Here is a 20,322-nt window from a genome sequence, read left to right as displayed (position 1 = left end):
AAATGCTGGGATGGCGACATCAACTCAACGGCCATGGAGGAGCCAGTCATGAGCCTGGATTCGAAAAATTCGATTACGCCGACGCCGCGTGAACGCGAGCTGATGATGCTGATCGCCCGCGGAATGCAGAACAAGAACATCGCCTACGAGCTGAAAATCTCGGAGAACACGGTGCGGGCGCATATCGGTAACATCATGCGCAAATACCGCATCCAGAACAGGACTCAGATCGCAATCATCTATGCGCTCAAAGCAGCCCCGCTTGCTCTGAGACGCGATCTGACCAGGAGCGGAGCCACACCGGCAACAGTCAAGCCAGCCCAGGCACTCGCGCAGAATCCGCGGGTCCCGATTGCGCCGGAATGACCGTTCCCGCAACACCCTCTTGTGCAACCCGTCGGGCAAAACACCCAAGCACGGGGGTCAAGAGACCAGTCGCAAAATATTTCTCTTTATTAGAATTCGGATTTTTGTTATGAATTGAGCATTCCGGCCCAAGGAAGAGGGGCGTATCGCGATCGTCACGAACGCGGGCCGGATGGCGGTGGACGCGGGCCACATCGGTGCGACGGTGATCGCAGGGCGGGAAACCGTGAGCGAAGCACGTCGCACGCACGACCGGTGTGATCTGCGTACGGCAAAATCGTGTGGTCCTGGCGCCCGCAGGCTGGCGTCAAGCGTTGCGGTGATGTGGCGGCCCGACCGGGCGCGCGCATCGTGAAGCTGCGAGGCGACGGGGGCAAGAGTGCATCGCTCCCCGGGGAGAGCGCGACATAAGCCGTCAAACCACTGCGCAGGGAAGGCCGGATGTTTTGGCTTCACCTGTATGCCGCTGTGCAGATTTCTCACTACGACTTCGCACAGTGGACCGCGGGTGCCAGCCGGCACCCGGTCTTCCCTGCGCCCTCTTTCATTTTGGGGGGTGACGCGACCAGCCAAAGCTCGGGCGAAATCCGCCGCGAGGCTGTGAAGGTGTGTCTAACCCTTCACAACTCGAATGTTGCCGTGAGCGCTTATCTATGACCGTCACCCTGAGGCGGCCGCTTCTTCAGCGGCCCTCGAAGGGCGACAGCCCGGCTCTCGCAGCGCGGCCGTTCATCCTTCGAGGCTCCCGGCGCGATGCTTGGCATCGCGCCACGCGCACCTCAGGATGACGGATTGGACATTGTCGCCGCGGCGAGATTCTGGCTGCACTCACAATGACGAGTCTGTGAGAACGAGCCCCTCCCCAGCCCTGTTGCATGCCGCTCCGCCCTTGTAACAAAACTGTCATACAGCGAAACTAAACGATGCCGGGGGCCGCGACCGCGGCCATTCGCCTCATCGCAGGAGAGACTTGATGCGCCGCCGTTCACTGGTGTTGCTGTCCGTCGGACTGGCAGCGCTGTCCACCGGATTTGCCTCCGCCCAGAACAACACGCCCCGCAACCTGATCCTGTTCATTCCGGACGGCCTCCGCGCATTGAAAGTCACTCCCGAAACGGCACCCGCAATGGCGGAGGTTCGCGATAAGGGCGTCAACTTCAAGAACCCGCACTCGCTCTTCCCCACCTTCACCATGGCCAATGGTTCGGCGATGTCGACCGGTCATTATCTCGGCGACACCGGGGTGTTCTCCAACACGATCTGGACCAACTACACTTCAGGTCCGGCTGGCGACACCGTGGTGCCCTTCATCGAGAACGACGCCGTGCTCGGCGACATCGACGAGCATTTCAAGGGCGACTATCTCAACGAAGAGACCATCCTGAAGATGGCTCGCGACAAGGGATACAGCACAGCGGCGCTGGGCAAGGTCGGCCCGACCTACCAGTTCGACCATACCGACAAGCCCGAGAAGCCCGGCCTGCATTCGGTCGTGTTCGACGACTCCACCGGCGGCAAGAACGGCGTGGCGCTGTCGGACGAGGTGAAAGCGGCGCTGACCAAGGCCGGACTGCCGCTCGCCACGCCGCCGCGTGGCGACAACAGCAAGGCGGGCGATGCCAAGACGCCCGGCACCATCGTCGCCAACGTCGCGCAGCAGGCCTATTTCGCCGACGTCGCCGCCAAGGTGGTGCTGCCGATGTTCAAGGCGCGCAACAAGCCGTTCGTGCTGGTGTTCTGGTCGCGCGACCCCGACGGCAGCCAGCACAACACCGGCGACAGCCTCAACCAGATCCTGCCCGGCATCAACGGGCCGACCTCGATGGCCGGAATCAAGAACGCCGACAACAACCTCGCCCAGCTCCGCAAGGCGCTTGACGAACTCGGTCTCGCGGCCACCACCAACATCATGGTGCAGGCCGACCACGGCTTCTCGACCATCTCCAAGGAAAGCAAGACCAGCCCCTCGGCCAAGGTCAGCTACGACGACACGCCGAAGGACTTCCTGCCGATGGGCTTCCTGGCAATCGACCTCGCCAAGGCGCTCGACCTGCCGCTGTTCGATCCCAACGACAAGAACGCGAAGGTCGAAGGCAACAAGCATCCGAAGGCCGGCAACGGCGTGCTCGGCAAGGATCCGGAGAAGCCCGATCTCGTCGTCGCCACCAATGGCGGCTCGGATCTGGTCTACCTTCCGAACAGGGACAAGAAGCTGGCGGCCAAGACCGTCAAGGCCCTGCTCGAACAGGACTACGTGTCCGGCCTGTTCGTCGATGACTCGCTCGGCCGCTTCCCCGGCACGCTGCCGCTGTCGAGCGTCAATCTGCGCGGCAAGTCGGCGACGCCGACGCCGTCGATCGTCGTCAACTTCCGCTCCTACGCCAGCGATTGCGGCGAGGCGCCGACCAACTGCTCGGTGCAGGTCGCCGACACGGTGCTGCGCCAGGGCCAGGGCATGCATGGCAGCTTCAGCCGTGGCGACACCATGAACTTCATGGCCGCCATCGGTCCCGACTTCAAAGCCGGCTATGTCAGCGAGATCCCGGTCAGCAATGCCGACGTCGGCATGACCGCCGCCCAGCTCCTCGGCCTGCGCGGCTCGCAGAACGGCGGCCTCGTCGGCCGCGTGATGTCGGAGGCACTGCCCAACGGCATCGTGCCGAAGGCGTACAAGAGCGTCGAGAGGTCGAAGAAGAAATCCGAGAACGGCCTGGAGACCGTGCTCAACGTGCAGCGCGTCGGCAGTCAGCGTTATTTCGACGCCGCCGGCTTCCCGGGCCGCACGCTCGGCCTCGAGCCGGACGCCGGCAAACAAAAAACGGCGGGGAAATAACCCCGCCGCTCAAATCCGTTCTCGCGAGAGACGCGGAATCTTACATGCCGATGTCGAACACGTTCGGCAATTGGCCAGCCAGAGGCAGCGCGGTGGCGCCCAGGAAGGTCGCCACCATCGCCATCAGGCGACGGCTGTTCTGGCGCTTGCCGCGCATCTGGCCGGCGATCCACTCCAGCATCTCGCTGTTGACCTTGGAGGCATAGGACGGCGCCCAGCTCTCGATGTCGGACTCGGCCGACAGCGCGACGCTACGCGGCGGCACCTTCAGACCCGAGGCGCTGGCGGCATAATGAGCCACGGCCTTGGCAAGCAAATCGTCGAACCGGCCACCATCGGTGCGCTCGGTCGCCGCCTCGTTGATCTCGAACAGCGCTTCGGCTTCGGCGCGGCTGACCGGCTGGTCGTTGACGGCCGTAGCGGTCAGGATGCGGGTGCACCAGGCGGTGTCATCGGCATCGAGCGAGCGGGAAAAGTGGACCCGGCCCTTAATGGTCGGGCCTTCGCCCGTGATCACGCCGTCGCGCACGACGGAGAGTGCATGAGCCGCGGTATCGCGGCAGGACGGTTCGAGGGACGGCGACTCAACAGACATATGCGCAGCGGCGGACATTAGTTCACTTCCAGATTTCTTCTGACTGACCAGCATTTTCATGCGGGCGTAAAGAGGTGGTTAATGATTCGATACGGGGATCGCGACTTTTCTCGATGGTTGCCAATTGGTCGCTATCAGGATCGTTTTGGTTCCATCAAACGTCGGGCCAGCGTGATGCGAGTCATAAAAGGCTTTCTCGGGGCAATCGAGACCGTGCGTCCACGGTGGAGATGTTTCGTCGCAGGCGCGGCAGTAACAGAAAGGTGCTAGGAAATCGGCCCTTCAAAGAAGGAATTCACATTTTACTTGAGGCGGTTCACTTGACGTTCACTTGGCCTCGCCAAGCCCCTATACTGGCGGCGACGGTCACAAATGAATGTTCCAATAAATTCAATGCGATGAGGTAAAATCATGACACTCCCGATCGGCGCCACCGCTCCTGACTTCGAAGCCGAGACCACCGAAGGCAAGATCAAGTTTCACGACTGGATCGGCAACAGCTGGGCGCTGCTGTTCTCGCACCCGAAGGACTTCACGCCGGTGTGTACGACGGAGCTCGGCGCTCTCGCCAGGTTGAAGCCGGAATTCGACAAGCGCGGCGTCAAGCTGATGGGCCTCTCGGTCGATCCGGTCGATCGCCATGCCAAATGGTCGGAGGACATCAAGGAGACCCAGGGTGCGGCGCCGAACTTCCCGATGATTGCCGATACCGACTACAACGTCTCCAAGCTGTACGGCATGCTGCCGGCCGCCATCTCGGGCGATCCCCTCGTCCGCACCGCCGCCGACAACCAGACCGTCCGCAACGTCTTCGTCATCGGGCCGGACAAGAAGATCAAGCTGGTGCTGGTCTATCCGATGACCACGGGCCGGAACTTCCAGGAGATCCTGCGCGTCATCGACTCGCTCCAGCTCACCGCCAAGCATCGCGTCGCGACACCGGCCGACTGGTCGCAAGGCGACGACGTCATCATCGCGGGCTCGGTCTCCAACGACGAGGCCAAGACGATCTATCCGCAGGGCTGGAAAGAGCCGAAGCCCTACATCCGCATCGTGCCGCAGCCGAAATAACCTCTGGCCGTTGCGCCAGCAGCGAGCATCCATCCCGGGGAGCAACTCCCCGGGATGACTGATTGGAATATGAAACTCCGCTCCTGTGTCCCGTATATTGAGAACACACTCAACGCGACACATCCTCGATCATGCCAAGCCCACAGCCGGTCATCGTCTGGTTCCGCGATGACCTCCGCCTGTCCGACCATCCAGCCCTTCATGCTGCCGCGAAGACCGGTGCGCCGGTCATCTGCCTCTATGTGCTCGATGACGCGGCCGGGCGTGCGCCGGGCGGCGCGACGCGCTGGTGGCTGGCGCAATCGCTGCGGGCGCTCGGCGCCGACATCGCGAGGCGTGGCGGATCGCTGATCCTGCGCAAGGGGCCGGCAGCCAGGGTGATCCCCGAGGTGGCGCGCGAGAGCGGAGCCGCTGCGGTCTACTGGAACGGGATCGCGCAGGCGCCGCATCAGTCGGTCGAGAAAGCGCTCGAAGCGGCGCTGGCAAAGCTCGGCGCCGACTCGCATATCCTCCCCGGCGACCTCCTGGTCGCGCCCTCGGCGATCCGCAACAAGGAAGGCCGGGGCCTGCGCGTATTCACGCCGTTCTGGCGGCGGGTGCTGTCGCTCGGCGATCCGCCAAAGCCGCTGCCCGCACCCAAGGAGCTGCGTGCAGGTCCGAAGGTCACCGGCGATGCGCTGGAGAGCTGGAAGCTCGAGCCGAGCAAGCCGGATTGGGCCGGCGGCCTGCGCGAGAGCTGGACGCCCGGCGAGGCGTCCGCGCGGACGCGCCTGCGCGACTTCCTCAAGCACACCGCGCACAGCTACGCTGGCGATCGCGACCGCCCCGACCGGGAGGGCACCTCAGGCCTCTCCCCGCATTTGAGGTTCGGCGAGCTCAGCCCGCGCCAGATCTGGCACGCCGCGCGGTTCGCAGCAGCCGAGAACCCCGCGATCGGCTCCGGCGTCGAAAAGTTCCTGAGCGAGCTCGGCTGGCGCGAGTTCTGCCGTCACCTTCTCCACGATCACCCCGACCTCACCACCGAGAACCTGCAAGCGAATTTCGACGGCTTCCCCTGGAAGCCCGACAAGACAGCACTCGCCGCCTGGCAACGCGGGCGCACCGGCTACCCCATCGTCGATGCGGGGCTGCGCGAGCTCTGGCACACCGGCGTGATGCACAACCGGGTCCGGATGGTGGTGGCGTCCTTCCTGGTCAAGCATCTCCTGATCGACTGGCGCGATGGCGAGAGCTGGTTCTGGGACACGCTGGTCGACGCGGATGCCGGCAGCAATCCAGCCAACTGGCAATGGGTCGCCGGCTGCGGCGCCGACGCAGCGCCCTATTTCCGCGTGTTCAATCCGATCCTCCAGGGCGAGAAGTTCGATCCCGACGGAACCTATGTCCGGCGCTGGGTGCCGGAGCTGAAGGACATGCCAGCCAAACTGATCCACCAGCCCTGGCAGGCGACGCCGATCGAGCTAGCGAGCGCCGGCGTCACGCTCGGCAAGACCTATCCGCAACCGATCATCGATCATGCCAAGGGGCGCGAACGCGCGCTCGCGGCCTACGCGAATATCCGCAAAGGTTGAGCGTTGCTTTGACACAATTTTGAAACCCGCTATCGTCATCGCTCCATAAAAACCGTGGGGGACGATATGGACGACGACAAGCCGATCACCGAACAGGCGCTGGACACCATCACCACAGCTGTGGAAGCGACCAAGGAAGCCGCTGTCACCGCCGTCAAGAAGGTGAAGAAAGCCGCCAGGAAGGTCGCGAAGAAAGTAGGGCCGAAGAAGGCCAAGAAGGCTTCCAGGAAGAAGGCCAAGAAAGCTTCGAAGAAAGCCGCCAAGAAGTCGTCGAAGAAGGCAGCCAAGAAATCCGTGAAGAAGGCGGCCAAGAAGACTTCCAGGAAAGCCGCCACGAAGAAGAAAAAGGCCAAGAAGGCCAAGCGCTGAGCGCAGCGCTCAAACATGTCTCCGGGTGCGGACGGCGCCCGGAGATGGCTCCAGCGCCCTACCCTCGCGTCTTGGCCGCGCGCCGGCCCGGGTGGTGCACGCCCTGCGGATCGCGGAATTCGCTGCGATGGCCGCGGCGGTCCTCCTTGGCGAAGCGCCGCCGCTTCTCGGGCGAGCCGAACTGCTTGATCACCTTCCTGCCGTTGATCTTCTTGATGACATAGCCGCCCTCGGTCATCGAGAACGGCTCCTTCAGCGTTCCCTTGTGGTCGAACCTGGTGCCGCGGGGATGTTTGAACGGTTCGAACCAGGACGGATAGACGAAGTTCGACATCGGAAAGCCGTCGACGAGGAAGGAATCCTCCTCCACGGCGTCGCAGACCTCATAGGCGTATTGCGTGTTCCTGTTCTTGTCGGCCCAGAGATTGGCCATGGGATCGAGCACCATCTCGAACAGCTCATGCGACGCCGCGAGGCTGACCGGATCGTCCTCGCCGAGCGCCTTGAGGAAGATTTTCGAGATCGGCTGACCACGATGCGTCAGCTCGTGCCGCCCGAGGAAGTTCTTGTGGGTGGCATCATCGAAATAGACGAGTTGCCAGTCCGTGGATTTCGGCTTCCTCGTGACATCGAGATCGACGGGATAGCCCCAGACCGGCAGGAAGTGCTCGTCGTAGCATTTCTGGAGCGCGGCGGTGAGCCTCGCCATCATCCGGTCGCTCATCATCTCTTCCGCGTAGTTGATGCAGGCAATCCGGACCGGCTTCAGGGACCTGCCGAGCAGTGCGCGCCTCGCCTTGTTCATGAAAATCACCGTTCCGAAAGGGAAACTGAAATGCGTCCAGCCTAACACGTACGTGCCGCGCACGTCAGGGATGCAGTTCGGCCATCTGGTTTACCGGTCTAGAAGCGCCGGTTGACCACGAACACCGCCGCCGCGCACATCCCCATGCCGGCAATCGCCAGCGCGTCGAGCCTCTCCCCGAACAGCAGATACGCCATCAGCGCCGTGACCGCCGGCACCAGATAGAACAGGCTCGCGACCGAGGTCGCCGCGGCGTGACGGATTAGCCAGTACAACAGCCCGATCGATCCGATCGAAAGCGCCACGGCGAGCCAGCCGAGCGCAAGCACGAACTCCCGCGTCCAGTGCACGACGCGGTCCTCGAACAGGAAGGCACCGATCGTGAAGAAGATCGTGACGGAAACGTACTGCACCAGATTGCCGGCACGCCAGTCGATGGGGTTGCAGTAGCGGCGCTGATAGAGCGTGCCGAGCGTGATGGAGATCAGCGAGACCACCGAGGCGAGCCAGCCGAGCCCGGCTTCGCCGGTCATGGGGCGGCCGTGCAGAATCAGCATGACGCCGCCGAGGCCGAGCACGAGGCCCGCCCATTGCACCGGCGTCACCTTCTCGCCGAGCCAGCGGTTAGCGATGGTCGAGGTCAGAATCGGCTGCAGGCCGGGGATCAGCGCCGACAGCCCGGCCGGAATCGAATGCGCGATCGCGATCGCAGTGCCGCCGAGATAGAAGCCGTGGACGAGGATGCCGGCCACGGCGCTGTGCGCGATGCCGATACGATCAGGCCATTTCGGCCGCGCGATCGCCGCGATGATCGCCATCAGGCCAACCACCACCGCCATGCGGATGGCGAGATAGGTCAAGGGATCGGCGTTGTTGATGACGTATTTGGTTCCGATGAATCCGGTGCTCCAGAGCACGACGAACAGGATCGGCGCGGCGCGGGCGGTCAGGGCTTCTTGATTATGGTTCATTGCCGCCCTCATTGCCCCACCGGGGCCTATGCGGCAATGCGAATTTCCACTTCAGAGATGCTGCGCCGCGACAGAGTGCGGAAGCGCCGGATCAATTCAGCCGCTCACCATTCTTCCGGACAAGGATCGATGATCCTCCAGAGATCGACACCGTTCTTGATCTTCTTCATGTCGGTGGTGAGCCCGCCATTGCGGCGGATCCAGTCCTTCACCGTGTCAGGGTAATAGGACATCAGGTCGGAGGTGCCCTCCGCGCTGGTGACCTTGATGCCGAAGGTGAAGGCCTTGTCGTAATAGGCCTGATGGAAGCCGAGGCTCGCGCGCGGCGTCACGCAGATCTTGTTCATCGGCACGATGCCGAGCACCAGGGTGCAGGCCGAGTTGCAGATGCCGTCGATGATGACGCGCTCGCCCTTCTCGCGGACGCGCTTGTACTTGGCCTTGTACTCCTCGACGTAGCCGCCGTGGTCGCGGGTGATGTGCAGCTCGGCGCGCGCCGGCGTGGCGGCGGCGATGCAGAGCAACAGCAGGCTCAGAAGCGTGATGCGCATGGCGGCGTGACGACGAAAACCTTCAGGAATAAACCGGCCTCGAAGGACCCCAAAGGGCCGGCAACAGGATTCTTGACCGAATTCTCTTTGGTCATACTTGTGTGGGGAATTCGTTAAGCATCCCGAAAAGGCCAAAAATGGGCAGCCCTGGACGGCCATTCCGGCAATTCTGTCACACCCACCCGGGAATCTGCGGGATTGGCTCCGATTTACGGCCCGTGGACGGGTGTCCCGGCGGCCCGAACTGGCTATAAACGGCTCACCTATTCGAGCGGGTTCCGGAGAATCGAGATGAGCAAATTGAAGCTGGTAGCCGCGGTTGCTGCCTTGTCGGCCGCAATCCTAGCCCCTGATCTGGCGGAGGCACGGGGACATCACCGGTACCATCGCTACGCCAACCCGCTGCCCTATCAGATCAGCTATGTGCACAATTACGGCCCCGGCATCGCGCCCGGCACCTTCGCCTTCTACGACGGCCCCTCGACCAATCACTGCTACCGCAGCGCCGCCGCCTATGTCGGCCAGGACCGCCGCCGGCACCCCTGCTACTGAGGGGCGCCAGCGCGTCCTCGACGGGCGTCCCTATCTGGCGGCGCCCGTCAGCAGCAACTGCTTCTCGATTTCGTAAACCGGCAGCTTGACGAGGTCCTTGCCGACTTCGCCCTGAAGCGCCTTGCGCACCGCATCCGAATAATCGGCGCGGATCATGCCGAGCGCGCGCGGTGAGGCCACCATGGTCAGGGCCGTGGTCTCGCCCGCGCTGACGGCAGCATCGAGCCGGCCGGCCAGGCTGCGCAGGAAGGCGCGCTCCGCCTCATCATGCCAATCGGTCTGCTCGACCGAACTGCGCGCGCCGCCGGCGGCGGCATGCAGTCGGCCCGGCGCATCGGTCCCTTGCGCGCTGGTCGACGGATTGGGCTGCTCGTGCACCTCTTTGGTGTGGAGGTTCGGAAACATCTCGTCGCCGAGGTTTTCCAGAATGAGCGCCTTGCGCCCATCGCACACGACCAGCCAGTCACCTTTGTCTAATCTCATCTTGTCCATTGCACAGCTCCAAGCAATCCGTGAGCCCGCCCCTCATGTCCTCGAAAGCCAGGCCACGGCGACAAGACTAGGGACGAAGCCGCGCCGGCGAATTGCGCAGGATCAAGGATGACGGCGACGTCTTGCGGGGCAGGCCCAGCGCAGCATTGGTCACGCGCCCGAACCTGGGATAGTCTCTCAAGGCCGAAGGTCAGGCCTGCGGCGGACTGGCTGAAGATTTGTTCATCAGCATTACATTTCGGTTCCGCCACAATTTGATCAGAACAACTTCGATATCCTGTACTGCGTAAAGCGGAGAAAGACATCATGAAGATCAAGATCGGCCTCGTCGCCGCATCCCTGTTCGGTGCCATCGCGGCATCGCCGGCGGCGTCCGCCATGCCCATCGCACCCGCGCCTGCGACGCCGCAGGCCTCCGACGTCGAGCAGGTCCGCATGGTCTGCGACGCCTGGGGGCGCTGTTTCTGGCGTCCGAACGTTTATGGATATTACGGCCCGCGGCCGTACTACGGCCCCCGATATTATGGCCCGCGCTATTATGGTCCCCGTCCTTACGGACCCCGCCCCTACGGGCCCCGCTATTACGGCTACCGCGGCTGGTGACATCAAGAGGGGCCCTCCGGGGCCCCTTCGCTTTTGCGAGATCGTGAATGGCGACGTGATCCAATCTAGAGCAGCTCCAAAACTGATCTAGATCAAAGACGCCGCGCACCATCCAGTCATCCTGCCTCAATGGTGGATTTTATTGTTTTCCGGTGCCCCCAGACGGGCATGAATGTGCAAACGCATTTGGAAAAGCAGCACAGACCTGAAGGTCGTAGCTTCGAGTCCATCACCTGTCCCGCATGCACGCGGCTCCATTTCATCGACCTCGCCACCGGCCAGCCGATGCACCGAGACCGTTGACGGTGACATCAATCCGTCCGGCCACGTGGCATGATGTCCGCAATACTACGGCCCGGAATCCGGTTTACTGAATCGTCGTGTTTCGCCAATGATGGCGATGTACAGACGTTCATTTGATTATCACATTTCAGCACCCGGCCGGACGCATGTTCTTCGACGCGCTTGCCCCCTCTTCCGCCCTTCAGTTGGTCCGCTTTGCGGATATCGACGCGTTTCGACCGGTCGAATCGCTGGAGGACGCCCGCAGCATTCCGCTCGACGTCACCAACTTCGCGGCGGCGCGCGCGGTCGTGAACCTGCCGGCGTGCCGGATCATCGTCGCAAAGTCGTTTGCGCGCATCCTCGATACAGCCTATCGCGCACCGGGCGGCATGGTGATCCTGCCGATGACAGACGATCTGCGCGCGACGTCGAGCGGGCTGAATCTCGATGCACGCTTCTTCGCGGCCCTGCGCGGCAATCATGACTGCCATTTCGTCGAGCCCCAGATCAATTATCACGCGCTGATCATCTTCTCGCCCTTTCTCAGGGATCGCGGCTGGTTCGATTGTGCCGACAAATTGTGGGTCCGCGTCGCGGACCGCGCCGCTCAACTCCACGCCCGACAGCTCGTGCTCGACATCCTGCGCACCGCCTCGGTCGAGCCGCACATGTTCGAGACGACGGAGGCCGCCGGACATCTGCAGGAGGGCCTGCTGCTCGCCCTCGATGATCTGTTTCGCATTGACCCGCTGTCCGACGGCGGTGCTCCGATTCCGGGCGCCCGGTCCGCGAAGCTCGTGCAGCAGATCGACGATTATGTCGCGGCGTATCCGACCGCGCCGATCTATACGGCAGATCTCGCCGGGGCATGCGGAGTCTCGGTGCGGACTCTCAGCGGCGCGGTGACCAAGGTGCGCGGCATGAGCCTGCACCAGTACATCCGCCTGAAGCGGCTGTGGGCGACCCGCACCCAGCTTCTCAGGAGCAGTGGTGCGTCGGTCGCCACATGCGCACGCGCCCAGGGCTTTCACCACCTTGGCGAGTTTGCCGCCGCCTACCGCGCGACCTTCCACGAAGCTCCTTCCGCCACGCTGGCGCGGGGCCGGCAAACCGGAATCCCGGCAAACTGACCTCCCGGCGCCACGGATTGCCTCGGACGAGCGTGTCGGGCCTGTGGAACCAGTTCCTTCGAGCCGCGTTATCTCGCAGGCACCCCGCGCATCCAAACCGCGGGGTTTTTCTCGCCGCCATCAAACCCGATTCAAGGAAGCGAATGTCCATCAGCCGCAATTTGTTGTTTCTGATCATCGGCGCTCTGGTCGTCACCGCAGGCGTGCTTGGCTACAATCTCTACCAGGAGAAAAAGCAGCCCGACGGCGTGCAAATCAATGTCGGCCCCAATGGGCTGAAGATCCAGGGTAAGTAGATAGGGCTGGCGGAGTGCACCCGGCCCGAAGCATCTGACAAATGGCGCGCTCGGAGAGATTCGAACTCCCGACCCTCGGAATCGAAATCCGATGCTCTATCCAGCTGAGCTACGAGCGCCTCGGCCCTGGGATTGGGCCGCAACCAGAACCGGCGGACCGCAGCTGGCAAGCCAGCACGCCGGGCGGGGTTCGGGTGGGTTTCGAATTAGCAGAGAGACTGACCAATAAAAAGCCCCGCCCTTCTCGTTTCGAGGCGGGTCGAAGGCGCTCTCACCAAGTCGTGTTGAAGAGCCCGAAATGCGGCTGTTGGGCCACCAGCATCATCGGACGGCCCTGCCGCTGCTGCGGCGCCGGATGTATCCGGGCGACCTTACGCTTGGGTTGAACGTGAGGAACCTGAGCGACCTGCGCCTGCGGCTTGGCATCGGCCCTCCTCGCTGCGGCGGCATCAGCCTTCGGAGCCGGCGTGAACTGGGCAAAGGTTTCGCGCACCCTTGCCTTGGCCGACATCTCGGCCAGCATGTCCGCCTGCACGGGCTGCTGCGGCGCGGCAACGGCGGCCGTCTTGAGCGTGGGCGCGACAAGGGTCGGCTGGCTGGTGTCGAGCACGACGCGATCCGGCAAGTGGCGATCCGACCGGATCCGGATCAGCGGCTGATCATTGCTCGCTGTCGCGATTGCTTTGGCGAAGGGGGTGGTCGGCCAAACGAAGTCCGCCGCGAACAACAGTGCGAGCAACGCTCCACCGACGAACATGAAATACCGGAAGATGGGCATGGGCCGCACTCCACCCACCGCATCCCCGCGTGGGCTCTTCGCCTTAACAGGCGATACTCTGATTTGGTTCCTGCACCCAGCCTTTGGTTCAAATGGCAACGCCGGGATTCTTGACCAAGGGGCACTGACAGTCACTTTTCCGCTACCGGCAAACGCCGCCTTTACGCGCGCCGTGCGGCAATCAGCGAACAGCTTGCCTGATCGGCATTAACGTTGACAAAGCCGACAGCCACGCGCGCAAACGTTTTTCGGCTCTTCATGTTGACGGTGTCGGCCAGCACGCGGCGGCGGTCGGTGAGATGACTGCCATCGCGTCGTGCAAACGCGCAAACGATCTCCAGATCCTTTACGGAATAGTCATTGTCGTTCCGCAACGTGAAGGTCACCAGCGCCTTCGAGCCGAGCCCGCCGCGACGCCAGGTCTGCGATGAAATTCTGAGACGATCGAGTTGCGCCGCAGTCCAAGCCTGCGCGATCGGCGCGACCGCAGCTGCCGCATCGCTGGGGGCAGCAGGTTCGACGGTAGCCACGTCGGACTTCGCCGGCTCGGTACTGCTACCTTTGGAGAGAGGCATCAGCACCCAGACGCTGCAGCCGACAATGATGGCCGCCAGCCCCCACAACAGGCCTCGGCCAAACGAAACGCTCGCGATCGTCGCGGCCCGCGCCAGTCGCTCGCCGTTCCCGGCGAAACGTCCCAGCCCGATCCGGTCAAACCTCGCGTTCATGGGTATGTCACCGATGACGGCCGAAGCACGTTCAACGAATCGGCCACTGCTTACCTTAATCGAGCAGACGAACTAAGGTTCCCCGCGCAGATGCGAATCGACACGGACGGTGGCGATCGCCGGCCACGGCCGATAATATGCACTGCAACATCGAAGCCCCCGTTGGGAGAACATGAAATGCCTGTCGTCGTCACCTGGGATCACGTCCATCTGCGCAGCCCCGATCCGGAGGCCACCGCGAATTGGCTGCGGGACATTCTCGGCGGCGAAGTCGTCCGCGCACCGGGACGGATCGACGTGAACCTCGGCGGCGCAAAAATCTTCATCGCGCCGCTCGAGGGCGACAACGCCGTCAACCCGCCGCCCCCACACCCGCATCAGGGGCTCGACCATTTCGGCCTCGCGGTGAAGGACATCGACGCCGTCGCGGCCGAGCTCAAGGCCAAGGGCGTCACCTTCACACGCGAGCCGACCACGCTCCGGCCGGGCGTGCGCATCTGTTTCATCCGCGGCCCCGAAGGCATCTCGATCGAGCTGCTCGAGCGCGACAAGAAATACACCTGACGCAGCACGCATCAGGTATCGACGAGAAGCCGGGCGCGCTGCCGCCCGGCTAAGTCATGCTACCGGGCATAAAGCAGCGGATGGTCACGCCCATGTAGCCGTAGACCGGCCAGACCATGGTCCGGCCGACCCGGTTCGGCTCCGAGATCACGGCCTCCTCCGGCACGTCGACCCAGACGAGCTCCTGCTGCTGGCCGTCGAGCACATAGCCCAGGCGCGGGACGCGGACACGAAAATGTCCGTCCTTGCTTTCTCAGTCGGTGTCCGAGAGCGCCGAGCCGTCGGCATCGGAGCAACACGGCCCCTTTCCGCTTCGCAATCCGTCGAACCAGGCCTTCAAATCGGCATTGGTGTTTACGAACTGGCCGCGATCGCGCGCGTACCCGAGCGGGGCAACGAGGGCGATCAAGGCCAGGGCGCAAGGCAGGCTCGCCACGCTTGGCCGCCGTGTCGCACGACTTGTCCTCCGGTGTTCGCTTTTGCAATTCGTGGAACGCGCACTGTACAGACGCGGCTCATGGCCGCCGGAATCGATCCAGTTGGTCACGTTGCTCTTGCTCCAGCACCCCGCGGCTAGTGCAACAATGGTTATGCATTTCGCGGGCCAGTTTTGATTCGCTCCAACTGGTCTCGCCCCGCAATGAGACGGTCATAGCCCTGTCGCAGACAAGCCGGGACAACTACGGCTCGTCGGTGGGCGGTGCGCGTGGCCGGCCGGCAAACTGCCGCGTTGCGCGAGCAGATGCGCTTTGGCATAAAAGCACGACCGGTTACGCCATTGGGCGATGGCGGCCGGCCTACGGGACGTTATGAAGAACGGCCTCTATTCGATTCACGTGAACCTGCTCGATGGTCGGGTCGGCAAGGGCAGCGGCGTGATTCTTTTCCGCGACGGCAAGATCCTTGGCGGCGATGCCTACCTCTATTACACCGGCAGCTACGTGGTGAAGGACAACACCTTCAAGGGTGAGGTGCTGGTGCAGCGGCACACCTCCCCGAGAGGCGACGACAATCCCCTGTTCGGCGGCCCTGCGGCGGTCGGCATCGGCGTCAGCGGCACCTTCACCGATACGCGCGGGGACATGACAGGCACGGCGCTGGTCGGCAAGGCCAGCCAGATCTTCGGCGCCACGCTCCACAAACTTGCAGACGCAGATTAGGCGCGAAGCTATTCGGCAGCCTGCTCCAGCGGAGCTACTCGCGGCAGGATGATCTGGATGCGCGTCCCCTCGCCCTGCTCGGAATCCAGATCGAGCCGGCCGCCAAGCCTGTTGGTGACGATGCTGTAGACGATGTGCAGACCGAGACCGGTACCGCCCTGGTCGCGCCGCGTCGTGAAGAACGGATCGAAGGCACGGCGGCGGACGTCGAGCGACATGCCGCAGCCATTGTCGGCGAAGATGATCTCGACGTTGTCCTTGCCGGACTCGCGCACCTGGATGTCGATGATCCCCGGACGTCCGTCCGGAAAGGCGTGCGCCACCGAGTTGAGAAACAGATTGGTCAGCACCTGGCCATAGGGGCCGGGATAGCTGTTCATGGTCAGGCTGGGCTGGCACTCGACGTTGAGCGTCAGATTGTGTTTGCGCAGGCCCGGCCGCAGGCTCATCACCACCTGCTCGGTGAGGTCGCCGAGGTCGAAGCTGCGCTGGTCCGAATAGTTGCGGTCGGCCGCGACCTGTTTGAACGACTGGATCAGCTCGGCGGCGCGGTTGAGATTGGAGACGAGCTGCGAGGACGCGTCGCGGCTGGTGTTGAGGAAGTCGTTGAGCGTGGAGCGGCGGAGTTCGCCGCGCTCGACCTCGGCGGTGAACATCGCAGTCTTGCGCTCCAGCGCGGAGGCCACCGTGAGGCTGATGCCGACGGGGTTGTTGACCTCATGCGCAACGCCGGCAACGAGCCGTCCGAGCGCGGCGAGCTTCTCCGCCTCGATCAGCGAGGCCTGGGTCTCGCGCAGATTGCGCAGCGCGGTCTCGGCGGATTCCTTGGCTTTGCGCATCTCCTGCTCGCCGCGCTTGCGCTCGCCGATGTCGAGCGCAACGGTGACGATCCGCTCGATCTCACCCTCGGCGTCGAGCAGCGGCAACTTGTTGACAAGCCATTGCCGCATGTTGCCGGAGGAATCCTTGTACTCCTCCTCGTAGAAGCCGAGTCCCCTGCGGAGATTGAGCACGCGCTTGTCGTTCTCGTCGGTCTTGGCCGCGCCGTAGCGCGACATCAGGTCGGCGGTGGTGCGGCCGAGCGCGTCGCCGGGCTCGATGCCGAAGATGCCGGCCATGTAGCGGTTCATCAGTACGTAGCGCAGGTCGCGGTCCTTGACGTTGATGACCGCGGGCACGGTATCGATGACCTGCTGGAGCAGGCGCCGGCCTTCGGCGATGGCGTCCTCCGCCCGCTTCTGGTCGGTGATGTCGCGCAGCGTGCCCTCATAGCGGACGATGTTGCCCGCCTCGTCACGCACGCCCGTGGCGCTGTCGGAAAGCCACAGGACGTTGCCACTGCGCTGGCGCACCTGGTACTCGAATTCGCGCACGATGCCGTCGCGATTCATCAGCCGCTGGTATTCGACGCGTGCTTCAGGATGGACGTAGATCGTGTGGGCGATGTCGTTGATGCTGTCGATCAGCTGCTGCGGGCTGTCATAACCCATCATCCGCGCCAGCGCCGGATTGGCGTTGAGAAGGTCGCCGGCCGGCGTCGTGACGTAGATTCCGTCGACCGAGCCCTCGAACAGTTTTCTGTAGCTCTCCTCGGCCAGACGCTGCTCGGTGAGCGCGCGCACCGCCGCCTCGCGCGCCGTGTCGGCCTCCTCCAGCGCCCGGCGGAACACTTCGGCCGCGCGCGCGATGTCGCCGATCTCGTTGTCGAGGTCGGCCGACGGGATCGAGGTGTTCTTCTCGCCGGCAGCCAGCGCGCGGATTGATCTGGCGATCTTCGCCAGCGGCCGCACGGTCCGCCGCACCACGAAGCCGGCCGCGAGAATGCCGATCAGCACGCCGATGGTGCCGAACACGATGCTCTGCCACCGCGCTTCCGTCAGCGTGCGGGCAAAATCGCGCGACAGCACGTGGCCGCGCCTTGCGCTGACCTCGCGCAGCAATTCGGTGACGCGGCCGATCAGCCGGCCCTCGGTGCCCAGCACCTCGCGGTCGATGTCGGCAATCTGCCGCTCCCGGACCGCCACCGCGATGATGGCTTCGGCGTAGTCGCTCACGGCTACCTTCAGCCTGGGATCGGCGATATCCATCGTCCGCATGCTCTGTGCAGCCTGCTCGGCCGCGGACGGGTTGCGCGCCAGCAGACCGAGCGCGATGCGGCTCTGCGCCTCTGACAGGCGCGAGGCCAGCTCACGGTCCGCCGTGCCTCCGACGGCCGTATCGAACCGGTCGCGCAGCGGCGGCAGGCCGGCGAGCAGCTGGGCACGGCGGTCGATCAGGGTCGAGATCCGCTCGAGGCCGTTGCGGTAGGTCGCAAGGCGCTCGGTGACGCCGTCGATCATGTCCTGCTGCTCGGGAGCGAGCTCGATGCGGGTCTTCTTCAGGATATCGCTCAGAGTCGAGGCCGCCTCGCCCACCTGCTTGAACTGGATGCCGGCGCCGGGATCGGTGACGAAGTCGCGCGCGGCAAGGCGCAACTCGTTCATGCGGCGGTCGATGTCCTCGGCGAGGTCGCCGACGCTCTGGAGCCGCTGCAGCTCGGCGAAGGTCGTGTCGATGTGCCGGATCGCGATCACGCTCGCGGTCGAGGTGACGATGATCACCGCCAGCACTAACAGGAAGCTGCCGAACGTGAGCTGGCCGATGGAGAGCGAGAAGGTTCGCTTTTTCTCAGGGGTCGGCGTCAATTCGGCGGACATGGGTGTGGTTGAGGGACCGGGCTACTGGAGGCCCAATATACGACGTAATGCCCCCCGGGGGAACATGCCTCAGGCGGTCCCATATCCTTAATATCGCAGTCGTCCTGCCCTCCCGATTATGACGTTTTGACGCTGCCGGCCTTGCGCGCCGGGATCGTCATGGCGGCGACCCCAAGGACGACGCAGGCAAGCCCGATCCAGGCGGTCTGGCTCAGAGTTTCCCCAAGGAAGGTCACGCTGATGGCGACCCCGATGGGCACGCGCAGATAGGCCTGCGCGGTGGTGCCGACTGAACCCAGGGTCTGGATCAGGCGGAAATAGATCGCAAACGCCGCCGCGGTCGAGAACACTGCGAGCGCCAGCAGTGCCAGCACGGAAGCGAGCGAAGGCGACAGCGTCCAGGGCTGCTCGACGATCAGCGAGGCCGGGATCAGGGCTGCCGCCCCTGCCAGCAGCGAGCCGGCCGCAGGCGCCATGGGATCGAGACCTTTAAAGCTGCGGCCGAAAATCGCGGCGCAGGCGTAGCAGATGGTCGCCGCAACGATGGCGGCCTCAGCGACCAGGCCGCTGCCGACGCCATGGAAAGCGTCGACGCCGACGATCAGCAGGATACCGGCCATGCCGGCGACCACGCCGAACAGTTTTCGCGGCGTCGTTGCCTCGTGGCGGGTGACGATCGCCGTGAGCAGGAAAGTGAAGATCGGTCCGGCGGAATTGAGGATGGTCGCGAGCGCGGCATCGACGTGGCGCTCGCCCCAAGCGATCAGCGTCCAGGGGATGACGCTGTTGAGCACGGCCTGGAACGCGAAGCGCTGCCAGGTCGCCGCATCCGTCGGCATCCTGATGCCGCGCGCCCACATGACGACGAGTAGCAAGAGGCCCGCGATGACGGTACGCGCCGCGATCAGCGTGATCGGCGGAATGGTGGCGACGCCGAGCTTGATGAAGGTGTAGGAGCCGCCCCAGAGTGTTGCGAGCGCGACCAGCAGCGCCAGCTCGACGGCGATGTTGGTATCCTGCCGGTTGTCCATGGTGCTCGTTCCGCCTCGCTGTCAGGGGACGGAACATACAGCGGCGACGAGCGCGATAATTCGTCGCCTGTCGAACTGTGTCAGCCGACGGCGCCGACGTCGAACACCTCGCCGTCGTAGCCGGCCTCGCGTGGAATCCGGAGCTGGCGGCCGGCTTCGGTCTTGGTCATGACCGGCATCACCGTGACGATGGAAAGGCCACGGGCATGGTCGAGCGCAGCGTCGACGCTGCCCTGCTTGGCGAGCCGGATCAGGTTGCGCGTGGTTGGAAACGGCAGCTTGAAGCGTCCGCTCTCGCCGCCCTCCACCGCCTCGCGCGGCGACACCCAGATCGAATCCGTCGACTCACGACCGTCATGCGCTCCGAGCTGGTCGGGCGGCGCTGCGGCGAGGAAGAACCAGGTGTCAAAGCGCTTCGGCAGGCCCTCCGGCGTGATCCAGTGCGCGTAAGGCAACAGCGTGTCGAGCGCGAGTTGAAGGCCGTTGTCGGCGAGAATGCTGAGGAAGCTGATCTTGTGCTCGTTGAGCGCGACGCGATGCGCATCTGCGATCTCGCCGGCGCGCCTGGCATCGATCGGCGTGCCTGAGTCCTGCGCGCGCGCCAGCAGGATGCCGCTCTCCTCAAAGGTCTCGCGGATCGCGGCGATACGAAAACCGCGGTCCGCCTCGCTCAGGCCCTCGCCGCCCGAATACAGGTCGGAGCGGGCGACAATCTCCTGGTCGCCGGCATCGACACTGCCGCCAGGAAACACCAGCGCGCCCGAGTTGAACTCGATCTGATGATGGCGGACCATCATGAAGACTTCGATCTCCTTTGCACCATCACGGAGCAGGAGAATCGTCGAGGCTGGGCGCGACGCTGATGTCTCGGGCAT

Annotated in this window: 21 protein-coding genes, 1 tRNA gene and 1 pseudogene; 11 read left to right on the top strand and 12 right to left on the bottom strand. The window is 63.9% G+C overall.

Going from position 1 to position 20,322, the window contains the following annotated elements; translation table 11 throughout:
- Positions 1-48: 48 nt before the first annotated feature.
- Together F8237_RS29790 and F8237_RS29780 are read left to right on the top strand one after the other, a co-directional pair.
- Positions 49-366, top strand: a complete 318-nt coding sequence (locus F8237_RS29790) for a response regulator transcription factor (protein ID WP_162006271.1) — start codon at positions 49-51, stop codon at positions 364-366.
- A 973-nt stretch (positions 367-1,339) separates the two neighbouring features.
- On the top strand, positions 1,340-3,199 hold the full coding sequence (locus F8237_RS29780) for an alkaline phosphatase family protein (protein WP_151649707.1): 1,860 nt from the start codon (positions 1,340-1,342) through the stop codon (positions 3,197-3,199).
- Between the two features lie 40 nt (positions 3,200-3,239).
- On the opposite strand, the gene F8237_RS29775 is transcribed toward F8237_RS29780, so the two are convergent.
- Positions 3,240-3,812 carry a hypothetical protein gene (locus F8237_RS29775; protein ID WP_162006270.1) on the bottom strand — a complete coding sequence of 191 codons (573 nt, stop codon included), beginning with the start codon at positions 3,810-3,812 and terminating at the stop codon, positions 3,240-3,242.
- 393 nt (positions 3,813-4,205) lie between these two features.
- On the opposite strand from F8237_RS29775, the gene F8237_RS29770 reads away from it, so the two are divergent.
- The 3 genes from F8237_RS29770 to F8237_RS29760 all read left to right on the top strand — a co-directional run bounded on the left by F8237_RS29770 (position 4,206) and on the right by F8237_RS29760 (position 6,805).
- Positions 4,206-4,865, top strand: coding sequence for a peroxiredoxin (locus tag F8237_RS29770; protein ID WP_007611501.1), 660 nt, complete (start codon positions 4,206-4,208; stop codon positions 4,863-4,865).
- A 131-nt stretch (positions 4,866-4,996) separates the two neighbouring features.
- On the top strand, positions 4,997-6,436 hold the full coding sequence (locus F8237_RS29765) for a cryptochrome/photolyase family protein (RefSeq protein WP_151649706.1): 1,440 nt from the start codon (positions 4,997-4,999) through the stop codon (positions 6,434-6,436).
- A 66-nt stretch (positions 6,437-6,502) separates the two neighbouring features.
- Positions 6,503-6,805 carry a histone gene (locus F8237_RS29760; RefSeq protein ID WP_162006269.1) on the top strand — a complete coding sequence of 101 codons (303 nt, stop codon included), beginning with the start codon at positions 6,503-6,505 and terminating at the stop codon, positions 6,803-6,805.
- Positions 6,806-6,863: 58 nt separating this feature from the next.
- Here the strand turns inward: F8237_RS29760 and F8237_RS29755 are convergent, their stop codons facing one another.
- The 3 genes from F8237_RS29755 to F8237_RS29745 all read right to left on the bottom strand — a co-directional run bounded on the left by F8237_RS29755 (position 6,864) and on the right by F8237_RS29745 (position 9,132).
- Positions 6,864-7,610 carry a hypothetical protein gene (locus F8237_RS29755; protein ID WP_162006268.1) on the bottom strand — a complete coding sequence of 249 codons (747 nt, stop codon included), beginning with the start codon at positions 7,608-7,610 and terminating at the stop codon, positions 6,864-6,866.
- Between the two features lie 98 nt (positions 7,611-7,708).
- Positions 7,709-8,581 carry a DMT family transporter gene (locus F8237_RS29750; protein ID WP_151649703.1) on the bottom strand — a complete coding sequence of 291 codons (873 nt, stop codon included), beginning with the start codon at positions 8,579-8,581 and terminating at the stop codon, positions 7,709-7,711.
- A gap of 104 nt (positions 8,582-8,685) precedes the next feature.
- A complete protein-coding gene (locus tag F8237_RS29745) occupies positions 8,686-9,132 on the bottom strand; it encodes a hypothetical protein (protein ID WP_015685474.1) in 447 nt (148 codons plus the stop codon).
- A 291-nt stretch (positions 9,133-9,423) separates the two neighbouring features.
- Between F8237_RS29745 and F8237_RS29740 the strand changes: the two genes are divergently transcribed.
- A complete protein-coding gene (locus F8237_RS29740) occupies positions 9,424-9,684 on the top strand; it encodes a hypothetical protein (RefSeq protein ID WP_151649702.1) in 261 nt (86 codons plus the stop codon).
- Between the two features lie 30 nt (positions 9,685-9,714).
- Here the strand turns inward: F8237_RS29740 and F8237_RS29735 are convergent, their stop codons facing one another.
- Entirely contained in the window at positions 9,715-10,176 is a 462-nt protein-coding gene (locus tag F8237_RS29735; RefSeq protein WP_151649701.1) for a host attachment protein, read from the bottom strand.
- 306 nt (positions 10,177-10,482) lie between these two features.
- Between F8237_RS29735 and F8237_RS29730 the strand changes: the two genes are divergently transcribed.
- From F8237_RS29730 to F8237_RS36520, 3 genes are all read left to right on the top strand, one after another.
- Positions 10,483-10,779, top strand: a complete 297-nt coding sequence (locus F8237_RS29730; protein WP_151649700.1) for a hypothetical protein — start codon at positions 10,483-10,485, stop codon at positions 10,777-10,779.
- Between the two features lie 449 nt (positions 10,780-11,228).
- Complete coding sequence (locus tag F8237_RS29720; RefSeq protein WP_151649698.1) at positions 11,229-12,194, top strand: AraC family transcriptional regulator; 966 nt, start codon at positions 11,229-11,231, stop codon at positions 12,192-12,194.
- A gap of 143 nt (positions 12,195-12,337) precedes the next feature.
- Positions 12,338-12,490 carry a hypothetical protein gene (locus F8237_RS36520; protein ID WP_015685469.1) on the top strand — a complete coding sequence of 51 codons (153 nt, stop codon included), beginning with the start codon at positions 12,338-12,340 and terminating at the stop codon, positions 12,488-12,490.
- A 42-nt stretch (positions 12,491-12,532) separates the two neighbouring features.
- Here the strand turns inward: F8237_RS36520 and F8237_RS29715 are convergent.
- The 3 genes from F8237_RS29715 to F8237_RS29705 form a co-directional block, all read right to left on the bottom strand.
- Positions 12,533-12,609: transfer RNA gene (locus F8237_RS29715), tRNA-Arg, on the bottom strand.
- 152 nt (positions 12,610-12,761) lie between these two features.
- Positions 12,762-13,268, bottom strand: a complete 507-nt coding sequence (locus F8237_RS29710; RefSeq protein ID WP_151649697.1) for a hypothetical protein — start codon at positions 13,266-13,268, stop codon at positions 12,762-12,764.
- Positions 13,269-13,429: 161 nt separating this feature from the next.
- The gene (locus F8237_RS29705; protein ID WP_151649696.1) at positions 13,430-13,996 is read right to left on the bottom strand and encodes a hypothetical protein; all 567 of its coding nucleotides are present in this window, start codon (positions 13,994-13,996) and stop codon (positions 13,430-13,432) included.
- A 177-nt stretch (positions 13,997-14,173) separates the two neighbouring features.
- Here F8237_RS29705 and F8237_RS29700 point away from each other — a divergent pair, with 177 nt between their 5' ends.
- On the top strand, positions 14,174-14,560 hold the full coding sequence (locus F8237_RS29700) for a VOC family protein (RefSeq protein ID WP_151649695.1): 387 nt from the start codon (positions 14,174-14,176) through the stop codon (positions 14,558-14,560).
- Positions 14,561-14,609: 49 nt separating this feature from the next.
- On the opposite strand, the pseudogene F8237_RS29695 reads toward F8237_RS29700, so the two are convergent.
- Positions 14,610-15,107: pseudogene (locus F8237_RS29695) on the bottom strand (hypothetical protein).
- A gap of 262 nt (positions 15,108-15,369) precedes the next feature.
- Between F8237_RS29695 and F8237_RS29690 the strand changes: the two are divergent.
- The gene (locus F8237_RS29690) at positions 15,370-15,720 is read left to right on the top strand and encodes a GrlR family regulatory protein (protein ID WP_162006267.1); all 351 of its coding nucleotides are present in this window, start codon (positions 15,370-15,372) and stop codon (positions 15,718-15,720) included.
- Positions 15,721-15,728: 8 nt separating this feature from the next.
- On the opposite strand, the gene F8237_RS29685 is transcribed toward F8237_RS29690, so the two are convergent.
- The 3 genes from F8237_RS29685 to F8237_RS29675 form a co-directional block, all read right to left on the bottom strand.
- Entirely contained in the window at positions 15,729-18,416 is a 2,688-nt protein-coding gene (locus F8237_RS29685) for a PAS domain S-box protein (protein ID WP_151649693.1), read from the bottom strand.
- A gap of 116 nt (positions 18,417-18,532) precedes the next feature.
- Positions 18,533-19,447 carry a DMT family transporter gene (locus F8237_RS29680; protein WP_151649692.1) on the bottom strand — a complete coding sequence of 305 codons (915 nt, stop codon included), beginning with the start codon at positions 19,445-19,447 and terminating at the stop codon, positions 18,533-18,535.
- An 80-nt stretch (positions 19,448-19,527) separates the two neighbouring features.
- Positions 19,528-20,322, bottom strand: a complete 795-nt coding sequence (locus F8237_RS29675) for an NUDIX hydrolase (protein WP_151649691.1) — start codon at positions 20,320-20,322, stop codon at positions 19,528-19,530.

The organism is Bradyrhizobium betae (genome assembly GCF_008932115.1).
In the GTDB taxonomy this organism is placed as follows: domain Bacteria; phylum Pseudomonadota; class Alphaproteobacteria; order Rhizobiales; family Xanthobacteraceae; genus Bradyrhizobium; species Bradyrhizobium betae.
This window is presented reverse-complemented; position numbering and strand designations above follow the sequence as displayed.